We start from the raw sequence: 12,114 nt of genomic DNA, 5'->3' as shown, positions 1-12,114 counted from the left end.
GCGATGCCGCAGCGCCAGCAGATCGACCTGGCTCCCGACGGTATGGGCCGCGGGCCAGGCAGTAAATGCGTAACGCCTGAAAGACTTGTGGGAAAAGGCGATACGTCCTAAACCAGCTGCTGTGGTACGCAGTGCTTTTGGATGTAGGCGTTTTCCTGAGTCTTGGCCTAAAGCAACGGTATGCCGTGGGAGCGAGCCCTGCTCGCGATGGCGTTGTTGGTACACCGCCATCGCGCTTAAAAAGGGGCTGCTACGCAGCCCAGCGGGAGCAAGCTCCCTCGCCACAGGTCACTTTATTTGCTGACGCTGACGCCGTAGAAGGAGTTCAAGCCAAACGGGCTGATCTTGAAGTCCTGCACATTGGCGCGCATGGGTTGATACACCGTCGAGTGAGCGATAGGTGTCATCGGCACAGCGTCCTTGAGGACGTGTTGCGCCTGTTTGTACAGTTCGGTGCGCTTGGCCTGGTCGGTCGTGCGCTTGGCCTGCTTGACGAGGTCGTCGAACTTCTTGTCGCACCATTTGGAGAAGTTGTTACCGGCCAGCGAGTCGCAGCCGAACAGCACGTTGAGCCAGTTGTCCGGGTCACCGTTGTCACCGCTCCAGCCAATGATCATGGCCTGGTTCTCGCCGCCCTTGGAGCGCTTGATGTACTCGCCCCACTCATAGCTGACGATGTTGACGTTCAGGCCGATCTTCTTCCAGTCGGACTGCAGCATTTCAGCCATCAGCTTGGCGTTCGGGTTGTACGGACGCTGCACCGGCATCGCCCACAGGGTGATGTTGGTGCCTTCCTTGACGCCGGCTTCCTTGAGCAGCGTCTTGGCTTTCTCAGGGTCGTACTTGGCGTCCTTGATGGTGGTGTCGTAGGACCATTGGGTCGGCGGCATGGCGTTGACCGCCAGTTGACCAGCGCCCTGGTAGACCGAATCGATGATCTGTGGCTTGTTGACCGCCATGTCCAGCGCCTGGCGAACTTTCAGGTCGGCCAGAATGTTCGGCTCGTTGCTGCCCTTGATCTTGTCCATCACGTTGTAAGCGATGTAGCCCAGGTTGAAACCCGCCTGGTCAGGCATCTTCAGTGCCTTGTCTTCCTTCAGCGCCTTGAGATCGGCGGGGCGTGGGAAGAGGGTGATCTGGCACTCGTTCTTCTTCAGCTTCTGGATGCGTACCGATGGGTCGGTGGTGATGGCGAAGATCAGGTTGTCGATCTTCACGTCTTCAGGCTTCCAGTAGTCCTTGTTCCCGGTGTAGCGGATGTTGGAGTCTTTCTGGTAGCTCTTGAACACGAACGGGCCGGTGCCGACCGGTTTCTGGTTGATGTCGGGGGCCTTGCCTTCCTTGAGCAGCTGGGCAGCGTACTCGGCGGACTGGATCGAGGCGAAGCTCATGGCCATGTTCTGGATGAACGCGGCGTCAACATCCTTGAGGGTGAACTTGACGGTGTGGTCGTCGACTTTATCGATCTTGGTGATGTTGGTGTCCATCCCCATGTCGGTGAAGTACGGGAATTCGGTCGGGTAGGCCTTACGGAACGGGTCATCCTTGCTGATCATGCGATTGAAGGTGAACAGCACGTCGTCGGCGTTGAATTCACGAGTCGGCTTGAAATACGGGGTGGTGTGGAACTTGACGCCTTCACGCAAGTGGAAGGTGTAGGTGAGGCCGTCTTCGGAAATGTCCCATTTGGTCGCCAGGCCAGGAATCACAGCGGTGCCGCCGCGTTCGAACTGGGTCAGGCGGTTGAACATGGTTTCTGCAGAGGCGTCGAAGTCGGTTCCGGTGGTGTACTGACCAGGGTCAAAACCGGCCGGACTCCCTTCGGAGCAGAACACCAGGTTAGTCGCCGCTTGGGCGAAAGGTGCGCTGGCTAACAAGCCTGCGCCGACTAAAAACGGAATGACCGCGTGTTTAAGCATGTTGGCCTCATGATTTGTTGTCATTTTTGGATTTGAGGGCGACCTCGTGAGTCGTCCTGCGGATACTTATGCAGGCCCCATACCCAATGCAAGATCCAGAGCGGTAACAGGCCTGAAACAGTGGCACGAACGTACCTTAATGTCGCATCTGTGTAACTTCTGACGCATTTGATCGTTTGCGTGGCCGTTTCTGATACAAGTCGCGCCCGATTCCTGTGCGCCTCGAAGGTATTTGTGCACCGCATTGGGGCAGGTATCACCCCATGAAACCCGCGAGATAGAGGGGTGCAACCCAAGGGTCTTTATGTGTTTATCGACGCGGCCTTTGTGTGTATTGCGCGCTACTGGGTTAGCTCGGGTTGGTGACGTGGCGGCCTGCTAGCCGGCCTGTTTCTTGCGGTTGTACCCCGATCCAATGGTGGGAGCGAGCCTGCTCGCGAGGGCGGTCCGGCAACCGACGCCTACGCTTCGTCGAACACCAGACCCGTGGCGAGGGAGCTTGCTCCCGCTGGGCTGCGTAGCAGCCCAAAACCTGACACCTCGGTTTGTCAGATGAATGGCGTCGCTGTTTTTAGGGCCGCTTCGCGCCCCAGCGGGAGCAAGCTCCCTCGCCACGGGGGGGGCGGCGTCAGGAAGCGAAGCGGCACGAGTCATTCATTTGTGTCGGAAGGATCACCGGCCCCGAACCGAAACATCCCACAGTTTTTTAGGGTTGCCGCTCGGAAGTGGGCTCTCTAACCTTTGAACGTCGCTGCCTAATCAGCGACCGGGTGTGGAAACCTGAATTTAGTAGGGCATGGCTGAACATCGTGTTGCCGACGTCTCGTTTCGTCTGCAAACTGCGTCTTGGCGGCTGTGCGTGGGCAGACTTCGGTCTGGCCGGGTCCTGCTAACCGGTATTTCCACCCCGCGTACCGCTGCCACCTATTGTCGCGTGGAAACGACACAGAGATGGCTCCAATTTTTAAGCAGGAGCATTGAATATGGATAAGTCAGTCCCCGACCCACCCTTCAACAAAACCAACCCTCTTTCCGGCTTCGACTCCATCGAAGACCTACTCAAAGACCGAGCCGCCGCAGAGCGGGCACTCAATCATTACCTCAATCCAAAAAAACCAGAGCCAAGCACCGATCCGCGCATCGACAGCCTGTTTTCCGTCACAGCGGAAGCCGACGCCGACACGCTGCTGACCAGCACCTCCGAAACCCTGGCCTCGATAAAAGCCATGGCCGAGGACCTGGCCTTTGAAGTGGAGGGCACGCGGCGAAGTGTGGCGCTGGGGATTCATCAGTTGGTGGAGTTGTGTCAGTTGCTGGTGGACAAGGCGTTGGATCAGCTTGAAGTGCCGGCCAGCCCGGCACCTTGATCCCCTCGCCACGGAAGTTGATCGTTCCCATGCTCCGCGTGGGAATGTAGCCCGGGACGCTCTGCGTCCCTTTCCAAAGCCGAACGCGGAGCGTCCGTGGAGGCATTCCCACGCGGAGCGTGGGAACGATCGGCAACGATCACGCGGGTTACTGCATCAACACCTCAACCACCCCATCCGCCGTCATGTTCACTTTGCTGGTGCCCGCTTCCACTTCAGGCGTCACCGACTCGGCATCCATGGACGCCGCTTTCATCATCATCTGCGGGCGCATGTAGGGCTGTGGGTAGCCGTTGCTGTTGAGGTTCAGGTTGACGATTTTGTAACCCTTGCCACCCAGGGCTTCGGTGGCCAGTTGGGCGCGGGCTTTGAAGGCGTTGACGGCGTCCTTGAGCAGAGCGTCTTCGCTGGTCTGGCGGGTGGCGGTGGAGATGGTGAAGTCCATGCCGCCCATTTTCAGGTCGGTGAGTAACTCGCCAGTGAGTTTGGACAGGGCCGCGAAGTCGGCGCTTTCCAGGCGCAGTTCAGCGCGTTCGCGCCAGCCGGTGATTTTCTGGCCTTTGTTGTCGTAGACCGGGTAGCTGTTGCGGCTGCCCTGGCGCAGGGTGATGTCCTTGACCTGCTTGGCCTGGCCAATGGCTTTGTTCAGCGTGGTGGTGACGGCCGCGGCGAGTTTGGCCGGGTCGGTGTTTTGTTCCTCGGTGTAGAGGGTGACGATCATCAGGTCGCGGGCGACTTCCTGGCTGGCTTCGGCGCGCAGGGAAATCTGGTTGTAGTGAAGCTCATCGGCGGCCAGGGCCGGCAGGCTGGCGACGGTGCCGAGGCTGAGGGCGAGCAGGGCGGCGTGACGACTGAACGTTTGCATGAAAGCTCCTTGGGATGAGGCGCAGGGGTGAGATCCGGGCCTGCGTGAACGGTAAGACTCTAGCTTTTATGGGCGGGTTCGCACAGTTACAACTTCTATACAGATTGCGGGTGAGAGGCTTTTTGTGGCGAGGGGATTTATCCCCGCTGGACTGCGCAGCAGTCCCAGAATTGTCATGATCTAGCTCAGCGTGGTGCCCGACCTTATTTTGAGGGCCGCTTCGCGCCCCAGCGGGGATAAATCCCCTCGCCACAATGGTTAGTGTGTCATTTCGGGGCTGTGGCGCTTTGCCGCATAGCTGCCTGTGCACGTCGCGCCTTGGTTATACTCAGTGCGATCCGCCTGGAGCGCTCATCAGGAGAGCTCATGCTCGCCCCTTTGCAAATGACTTCCGCCTCTCGCCAGAACCTCTGGCGTCTGACGTTTATCCGCATTCTGGTCCTGGCCGCCCAGGCCGGGTCCGTGGGGCTCGCCTATTGGTTCGAACTGCTGCCGCTGCCGTGGCTGCAATTGGCGATCACCCTGGCCTGCTCTTCGATACTGTGCGCGCTGACCGCCATCCGCCTGCGCACCTCGTGGCCGGTGACTGAGCTGGAATACGCCGTGCAACTGGCCTGCGACCTGTTTATCCACAGCGCGTTGCTGTATTTCTCCGGCGGCTCCACCAACCCTTTCGTGTCCTATTACCTGGTGCCGCTGACCATCGCCGCGGTGACGTTGCCGTGGCGGTATTCGCTGATCCTGTCCGGCATCGCCCTGGCGCTGTACACCTTGTTGCTGGCGCGCTTCTATCCGCTGGAAACCTTCCCCATTGCCCGGGAAAACCTGCAGATCTACGGCATGTGGCTGAGTTTCGCCCTGGCGGCGGCGGTCATTACGTTTTTTGCTGCGCGCATGGCCGAAGAGTTGCGTCGTCAAGAAGAGCTGCGGGCCATTCGCCGTGAAGAGGGCCTGCGGGACGAGCAATTGCTGGCCGTGGCGACCCAGGCCGCGGGTGCCGCCCATGAGTTGGGCACGCCGTTGGCCACCATGAGCGTACTGCTCAAGGAGATGCGCCAGGATCACCACGACCCGGCGCTGCAGGAAGATCTCGGCGTGTTGCAGGATCAGGTCCAGCTCTGCAAGGAAACCCTGCAGTACCTGGTGCGTGCTGCCGAGGCCAACCGCCGGCTGGCCATCGACATGCAGGACGTCACCGACTGGCTCGACGAGGCCCTGAATCGCTGGCACCTGATGCGCCCGGAGGCCAGTTATCGCTTCCAGCGGCTGGGCCAGGGACCGGTGCCGCGCATGGCGCCGCCGCCGGACCTGACCCAGGCGTTGCTCAACTTGTTGAACAACGCCGCCGACGCCTGCCCCGAAGGCCTGGAAGTGGCGCTGGACTGGAATGCCTACGAGCTGACCATCAGCATCCGCGACCACGGCGCCGGTGTGCCGCTGGCGATTGCCGAGCAAATCGGCAAGCCGTTCTACACCACCAAGGGCAAAGGTTTCGGCCTGGGCCTGTTTTTGAGCAAGGCCAGCGTGACACGCGCCGGCGGCTCGGTGAAACTCTACCCCCATGAGGAGGGCGGCACGCTCACCGAGCTGCGCCTGCCCCATGCCGACCGAGGAGACGAACATGAGTGACGAGATCCAAGTCGACGGCGAAGAACTGCCGCATCTGTTGCTGGTGGACGACGACGCCACCTTCACCCGCGTCATGGCCCGGGCCATGTCCCGTCGGGGCTTTCGCGTGAGCACCGCAGGTTCCGCCGAGGAGGGCTTGAGCATCGCCCAGGCCGACCTGCCGGACTACGCCGCGCTGGATTTGAAAATGGACGGCGACTCGGGCCTGGTGCTGTTGCCCAAACTGCTGGAGCTGGACCCGGAAATGCGCGTGGTGATCCTCACCGGTTACTCGAGCATCGCCACCGCGGTGGAGGCGATCAAGCGTGGCGCCTGCAATTACCTGTGCAAACCGGCCGACGCCGATGATGTGCTGGCGGCCCTGTTGTCCGAACACGCCGATCTGGACACCCTGGTGCCGGAAAACCCCATGTCGGTGGACCGCCTGCAATGGGAGCACATCCAGCGGGTGCTGACCGAGCACGAAGGCAACATTTCCGCCACTGCCCGCGCCCTGGGCATGCACCGGCGCACCTTGCAGCGCAAATTGCAGAAGCGCCCCGTGCGTCGCTGAACCTGCGCTGAACAGATGTTGTCCACCCTCGCGGCAAATCGGGCCGTTGTTCTATGATCGGCCCGAGTTTTTTTTCTTTACAGAGCCTTAACCATGAATCAGAACGCTGAATATTCCGCGGTCAATGATGCGGTGCGCGGGCAGTTTTTCCGCCGTGTCTGGCAAATGACCACGCCGTACTGGCGCAGTGAGGAGAAGGGCAAGGCCTGGACGCTGTTGATTGCCGTCATCGTGCTGTCGCTGTTCAGCGTGGCGATTTCGGTGTGGATCAACAGTTGGTACAAGGATTTCTATAACGCCTTGCAGGAGAAGGACAGCGTCGCGTTCTGGCGGTTGATCCTGTATTTCTGCGGCATCGCCGCGGTGGCGATCCTGGGCGCGGTGTATCGCTTGTACCTCACGCAGATGCTCACCATCCGCTGGCGGGCCTGGCTCACGGAGAAACACTTCGCCCGTTGGCTCAATGACAAGAATTACTACCGACTGGAGCAGGGCGGTTACACCGATAACCCGGACCAGCGGATCTCCGAAGACCTCAACAGTTTTACCAGCAACACCCTGGGGCTGGGCCTGGGGCTGCTGCGCACCGTGGTCAGCCTGGTGTCGTTCTCGATCATTTTGTGGGGCGTGTCGGGCAGCATCCAGGTGTTTGGCTACACCATCCCCGGCTACATGTTCTGGTGTGCGCTGGTGTATGCGGCGGTGGGCAGTTGGCTGACGCACCTGATCGGCCGTCGCTTGATCAGCCTGAACAACAACCAGCAACGCTTTGAAGCCGACCTGCGTTTTTCCATGGTGCGGGTGCGTGAGAACGCCGAGAGCATTGCCTTGTACAACGGCGAACCCAACGAGAACCGCCGCTTGAGTGGCCGCTTTGGTCTGGTCTGGCATAACTTCTGGGACATCATGCGGGTGTCCAAGCGCCTGACCTTCTTCACCTCCGGCTACGGCCAGATTGCAATCATCTTCCCGTTCATCGTCGCCGCGCCACGCTACTTCGCCGGCAAGATCCAGCTGGGCGAGCTTATGCAGATCAACTCGGCGTTCGGCAATGTGCAGGAGAATTTCAGTTGGTTCATCAGCGCGTACACCGACCTCGCCGCGTGGCGCGCCACGTGTGACCGTCTGCTGAGCTTCCGCCAGGCCATGAGCGACAACGAAGACCGCGTGCCGGCCATCGATGTGCAGAACCAGGGTCATGCATTGAAAGTGCAAAACCTGGGGTTGGACCTGGCCGATGGCCGCCATCTGCTCAGCCATACCGACATGACCGTCGAGCCGGGCGAACGGGTGATGCTCAGCGGGCGTTCGGGCAGCGGTAAATCCACCCTGTTCCGGGCAATGGGGCATTTGTGGCCGGATGGCCACGGCGCGATCCGGTTGCCTGCGGCGCGTTATCTGTTCCTGCCGCAAAAACCCTATCTGCCCATTGGCACCCTGCGCGAAGCGCTGAGTTATCCACAACCGGGCGACACGTACCCGCCAGAGCGTTATGCCCAAGTGCTGGAAACCTGTCGCCTGCCGCATCTGGTGGCGCGACTGGACGAGGCCAACCACTGGCAGCGCATGCTCTCGCCCGGCGAGCAGCAACGCCTGGCGTTCGCCCGCGCATTGCTCTACGCACCACAATGGTTGTATATGGACGAAGCCACGTCGGCGATGGACGAAGAAGATGAAGCGACGCTGTACCAGGCGCTGATTGATCAGTTGCCGGGGCTGAGCATTGTCAGCGTTGGCCATCGCAGCAGTTTGAAACGGTTCCATCCGCGACATGTGCGTATCGAAAATGGCCAACTGGTGGAGCAAGCTGTAGTCGCCTGATTGTCATTGCCGAACACCGTTGTGGCGAGGGGATTTATCCCCGTTGGGTGCGAAGCGCCCCTTCAAAATCAAAGGTCAACGATATTGATCTGCTGGTAGATCAAGAGGGCTGCTCCGCAGCCCAGCGGGGATAAATCCCCTCGCCACAACGGTGCATGGCGGCAAACTTTGCCAAGACCGCCAGGGAGCACGGTGATCGTACAACCACGTTGCGCTATCATGATGCGCATTCAGCCGCTTGCCGAGACACAGACACATGGAAAGACCGATCGACGTACCACGCCTTCCCCGCAAGCGCCGCAGCCTGGCGCAGGAGCTGGTGACGGTGTTGACCGAGCAGATTCGCGACGGTCTGCTCAAGCGTGGCGATAAATTGCCCACCGAGTCGGCGATCATGGAAGCCCATGGCGTCAGCCGCACCGTGGTGCGCGAGGCGATTTCCCGTTTGCAGGCTGCCGGCCAGGTGGAAACCCGCCACGGCATCGGCACCTTCGTGCTGGACACGCCCAGCCCGAGCGGCTTTCGCATCGACCCGGCGACGGTGGTCACCTTGCGTGACGTGCTGGCGATCCTGGAGCTGCGCATCAGCTTGGAAGTGGAGTCCGCTGGGCTTGCGGCGCAGCGTCGTAGCGACGAGCAGTTGGCGACGATGCGCGCCGCCCTCGACGCCTTGAACGAAAGCGCCGCTCACGCCAGCGACGCGGTGGCCTCGGACTTCGCCTTCCACCTGGAAATCGCCCTGTCCACCGGCAACCGCTACTTCACTGACATCATGACCCACCTGGGCACCAGCATCATCCCACGCACCCGGTTGAATTCGGCGCGCCTGGCCCACGACGACCACCAGCACTACATGGATCGCCTGAGCCGTGAGCACGAGGAAATCTACGAAGCCATCGCCCGCCAGGACTCCGACGCGGCCCGTGCGGCCATGCGCTTGCACCTGACCAACAGCCGCGAACGGCTGCGCCAGGCTCATGAAGAGGCGCAAGCGCAGGGCTGAATCGCTCACTGCTCTGCTGGCAAGGATGCTGTCGTGGCGAGGGAGCTTGCTCCCGCTGGGCTGCGAAGCGGCCCCTCAGCTCTTTCGGTCGATCGCCGTTCAACAGGTTGGCGACTGCTTCGCAGTCGAACGGGAGCAAGCTCCCTCGCCACAGCGGTCCCGTGTTTGGTTCGAGTGCAATAAGCCCTACACCTTAATCCGCAACTTGAAGAGCGGTCCGCTGCCTCGCAGGGCAAGATTCCTCAGTTTGCCAGCAAACCTCAAAGGCCCGATCTCAAAGGCTTTTCGCCAAACTCCGCGCACCTGACCCCCGACAAAAGACGAAATGCAGTTGACGTTCGTATTTTAAGTTGTACGATGACTTACAACTTCTCTTGAAGCTGAACCGTTTCCTACAACACAACATTTGCGTCCAGGGTGTTCGAATAATGAATCCACAAGAACTGAAGTCCATCCTCTCGTCTGGCCTGCTGTCTTTCCCGGTCACCGATTTCACTGCTCAAGGCGATTTCAATCGCGACAGCTACGTCAAGCGCCTCGAGTGGCTGGCCCCGTATGGCGCCTCGGCACTTTTCGCAGCGGGCGGCACTGGTGAGTTTTTCTCCCTGGCCGCCAGCGAGTATTCGCAAGTCATCAAGACAGCTGTTGATACCTGCGCCACCAGCGTGCCAATCCTCGCCGGTGTCGGCGGTGCTACCCGCCAGGCCATCGAGTACGCTCAGGAAGCCGAGCGTCTGGGCGCCAAGGGCCTGTTGCTGCTGCCGCACTACCTGACTGAAGCCAGCCAGGACGGCGTAGCCGCCCACGTTGAAGCCGTGTGCAAATCGGTGAAGATCGGCGTGGTGGTTTACAACCGCAACGTCTGCCGCCTGAACGCCACGCACTTGGAGCAACTGGCCGAGCGCTGCCCGAACCTGATCGGCTATAAGGATGGCCTGGGCGATATCGAACTGATGGTGTCGATCCGCCGTCGTCTTGGCGATCGTTTCAGCTACCTGGGCGGCCTGCCGACCGCAGAAGTCTATGCCGCGGCCTACAAGGCCCTGGGCGTGCCGGTCTACTCCTCGGCGGTGTTCAACTTCATTCCGAAAACCGCGATGGATTTCTACCACGCCATTTCCCGTGAAGATCACGCGACCGTTGGCAAGATCATCGACGACTTCTTCCTGCCTTACCTGGACATTCGTAACCGCAAGGCCGGTTATGCCGTGAGCATCGTCAAGGCTGGTGCGAAGATCGTCGGCTACGACGCAGGTCCTGTGCGTACGCCGCTGACCGACCTGCTGCCGGAAGAATACGAAGCCCTGGCCGCGCTGATCGACAAGCAAGGCAAGCAGTAACAGACCCGACAAAGCCGCTGAGCAATCAGCGGCTTTTTGCGTAAGGCTTGATCGTTCCCACGCTCCGCGTGGGCACGCAGCCAGGGACGCTCTGCGTTCCTAGACAGCTATTGTAGAAGGAGTAGCTCCGTGGCAGATTCAAAGCGTTTCGATAACTACATCAACGGTCAGTGGGTGGCCGGTGCCGACTATTGCACCAACATCAACCCGTCTGATTTGTCCGATGTCATTGGTGAATACGCCAAGGCTGATGCAGCTCAAGTCAATGCCGCCATCGAAGCCGCCCGCGCCGCGTTCCCGGCCTGGTCGACCTCGGGCATCCAGGCCCGTCACGATGCGCTGGACAAAGTCGGCAGCGAGATCCTCGCCCGTCGCGAAGAACTCGGCCAACTGTTGGCCCGGGAGGAGGGCAAGACCCTGCCCGAAGCCATTGGCGAAGTGACCCGCGCCGGCAACATTTTCAAGTTTTTCGCTGGCGAGTGCCTGCGCCTGTCGGGCGATTACCTGCCGTCGGTGCGCCCGGGCGTCAACGTCGAAGTCACCCGTGAAGCGTTGGGTGTGGTCGGTTTGATCACGCCGTGGAACTTCCCGATCGCGATCCCTGCCTGGAAGATCGCCCCGGCGCTGGCCTACGGCAACTGTGTGGTGATCAAACCCGCCGAATTGGTGCCAGGTTGTGCCTGGGCCCTGGCGGACATCATTTCCCGCGCCGGTTTCCCGGCCGGTGTGTTCAACCTGGTGATGGGCAGCGGCCGTGTGGTCGGTGAAGTCCTGGTCAACAGCCCGAAGGTCGACGGTATCAGCTTCACCGGTTCCGTGGGCGTGGGGCGGCAGATCGCGGTCAATTGCGTGGCGCGCCAGGCCAAGGTGCAACTGGAGATGGGCGGCAAGAACCCGCAGGTCATCCTCGACGACGCCGATCTCAAACAGGCTGTCGAACTGGCGGTGCAGAGCGCGTTCTACTCCACCGGCCAGCGTTGCACGGCTTCGAGCCGCCTGATCGTGACCGCCGGCATCCACGACAAGTTCGTCGCTGCCATGGCCGAGCGCATGCAGTCGATCAAGGTCGGTCATGCCTTGAAGGCCGGCACCGATATCGGGCCGGTGGTTTCCGAAGCCCAGCTCAACCAGGACTTGAAGTACATCGACATCGGCCAGAGCGAAGGTGCGCGGCTGGTCAGCGGTGGCGGCCTGGTGACGTGCGACACCGAAGGTTATTTCCTGGCACCGACACTGTTTGCCGACAGCGAAGCCTCGATGCGCATCAGCCGCGAAGAAATCTTTGGCCCGGTGGCCAACGTCGTGCGTGTGGCCGATTATGAAGCGGCGCTGGCGATGGCCAACGACACCGAGTTCGGGCTGTCCGCCGGTATCGCCACCACCTCGCTCAAATATGCCAACCACTTCAAGCGTCATTCCCAGGCGGGCATGGTGATGGTCAATCTGCCGACCGCCGGCGTGGATTACCATGTACCGTTCGGCGGCCGCAAAGGTTCGTCCTATGGCTCGCGCGAGCAAGGTCGCTATGCGCAAGAGTTCTACACCGTGGTGAAAACTTCTTACATCGGATCGTAATTGCGACACCGGCCGGAGCGGGACAACCCGCCCGGCCGTACA

The 12,114-nt window shown here is 60.7% G+C and carries 9 protein-coding genes; 7 read left to right on the top strand and 2 right to left on the bottom strand.

Going from position 1 to position 12,114, the window contains the following annotated elements:
- Positions 1–293: 293 nt before the first annotated feature.
- On the bottom strand, positions 294–1,919 hold the full coding sequence (locus QOM08_RS23945; protein ID WP_316912218.1) for an ABC transporter substrate-binding protein: 1,626 nt from the start codon (positions 1,917–1,919) through the stop codon (positions 294–296).
- Between the two features lie 983 nt (positions 1,920–2,902).
- Here QOM08_RS23945 and QOM08_RS23940 point away from each other — a divergent pair.
- A complete protein-coding gene (locus QOM08_RS23940; RefSeq protein ID WP_316912217.1) occupies positions 2,903–3,286 on the top strand; it encodes a DUF6124 family protein in 384 nt (127 codons plus the stop codon).
- A gap of 148 nt (positions 3,287–3,434) precedes the next feature.
- Here QOM08_RS23940 and QOM08_RS23935 read toward each other — a convergent pair whose 3' ends face one another.
- The gene (locus tag QOM08_RS23935) at positions 3,435–4,151 is read right to left on the bottom strand and encodes an SIMPL domain-containing protein (RefSeq protein WP_047229019.1); all 717 of its coding nucleotides are present in this window, start codon (positions 4,149–4,151) and stop codon (positions 3,435–3,437) included.
- Positions 4,152–4,517: 366 nt separating this feature from the next.
- Here QOM08_RS23935 and QOM08_RS23930 point away from each other — a divergent pair, with 366 nt between their 5' ends.
- The 6 genes from QOM08_RS23930 to QOM08_RS23905 all read left to right on the top strand — a co-directional run bounded on the left by QOM08_RS23930 (position 4,518) and on the right by QOM08_RS23905 (position 12,072).
- Positions 4,518–5,780, top strand: coding sequence for an ATP-binding protein (locus QOM08_RS23930; protein ID WP_047229018.1), 1,263 nt, complete (start codon positions 4,518–4,520; stop codon positions 5,778–5,780).
- Positions 5,773–6,333 (top strand): response regulator transcription factor, encoded by a 561-nt coding sequence (locus QOM08_RS23925; protein ID WP_047229017.1) that lies wholly within the window; start codon positions 5,773–5,775, stop codon positions 6,331–6,333. Before QOM08_RS23930 ends, QOM08_RS23925 begins: the two co-directional genes overlap by 8 nt.
- A 93-nt stretch (positions 6,334–6,426) precedes the next feature.
- Positions 6,427–8,154, top strand: coding sequence for an ABC transporter ATP-binding protein/permease (locus QOM08_RS23920; RefSeq protein WP_139049139.1), 1,728 nt, complete (start codon positions 6,427–6,429; stop codon positions 8,152–8,154).
- Positions 8,155–8,410: 256 nt separating this feature from the next.
- The gene (locus tag QOM08_RS23915) at positions 8,411–9,157 is read left to right on the top strand and encodes a FadR/GntR family transcriptional regulator (RefSeq protein ID WP_139049140.1); all 747 of its coding nucleotides are present in this window, start codon (positions 8,411–8,413) and stop codon (positions 9,155–9,157) included.
- A gap of 428 nt (positions 9,158–9,585) precedes the next feature.
- Positions 9,586–10,497: a 5-dehydro-4-deoxyglucarate dehydratase gene (gene kdgD / locus QOM08_RS23910; protein WP_047229014.1), complete on the top strand. Its 912-nt coding sequence runs from the start codon at positions 9,586–9,588 to the stop codon at positions 10,495–10,497.
- Between the two features lie 129 nt (positions 10,498–10,626).
- Positions 10,627–12,072, top strand: coding sequence for an aldehyde dehydrogenase family protein (locus QOM08_RS23905; protein WP_047228689.1), 1,446 nt, complete (start codon positions 10,627–10,629; stop codon positions 12,070–12,072).
- The last annotated feature ends 42 nt before the right edge of the window (positions 12,073–12,114 follow it).

Origin of the sequence: Pseudomonas sp. P105 (assembly GCF_032614175.1) — a bacterium.
Classification (GTDB): domain Bacteria; phylum Pseudomonadota; class Gammaproteobacteria; order Pseudomonadales; family Pseudomonadaceae; genus Aquipseudomonas; species Aquipseudomonas rhizophila.
Note: the sequence above shows the minus strand (reverse complement) of the source record. Positions and strands in the feature narration are given on the sequence as shown.

What these genes read in the sequence shown, in the direction of transcription:
- QOM08_RS23930 (WP_047229018.1), top strand. Translation starts at nt 4,518, where the DNA reads ATGCTCGCCCCTTTGCAAATGACTTCCGCCTCTCGCCAGAACCTCTGG.
- QOM08_RS23940 (WP_316912217.1), top strand. Translation starts at nt 2,903, where the DNA reads ATGGATAAGTCAGTCCCCGACCCACCCTTCAACAAAACCAACCCTCTT.
- QOM08_RS23915 (WP_139049140.1), top strand. Translation starts at nt 8,411, where the DNA reads ATGGAAAGACCGATCGACGTACCACGCCTTCCCCGCAAGCGCCGCAGC.
- QOM08_RS23925 (WP_047229017.1), top strand. Translation starts at nt 5,773, where the DNA reads ATGAGTGACGAGATCCAAGTCGACGGCGAAGAACTGCCGCATCTGTTG.
- QOM08_RS23935 (WP_047229019.1), bottom strand. Translation starts at nt 4,151, where the DNA reads ATGCAAACGTTCAGTCGTCACGCCGCCCTGCTCGCCCTCAGCCTCGGC.
- QOM08_RS23945 (WP_316912218.1), bottom strand. Translation starts at nt 1,919, where the DNA reads ATGCTTAAACACGCGGTCATTCCGTTTTTAGTCGGCGCAGGCTTGTTA.
- kdgD (WP_047229014.1), top strand. Translation starts at nt 9,586, where the DNA reads ATGAATCCACAAGAACTGAAGTCCATCCTCTCGTCTGGCCTGCTGTCT.
- QOM08_RS23920 (WP_139049139.1), top strand. Translation starts at nt 6,427, where the DNA reads ATGAATCAGAACGCTGAATATTCCGCGGTCAATGATGCGGTGCGCGGG.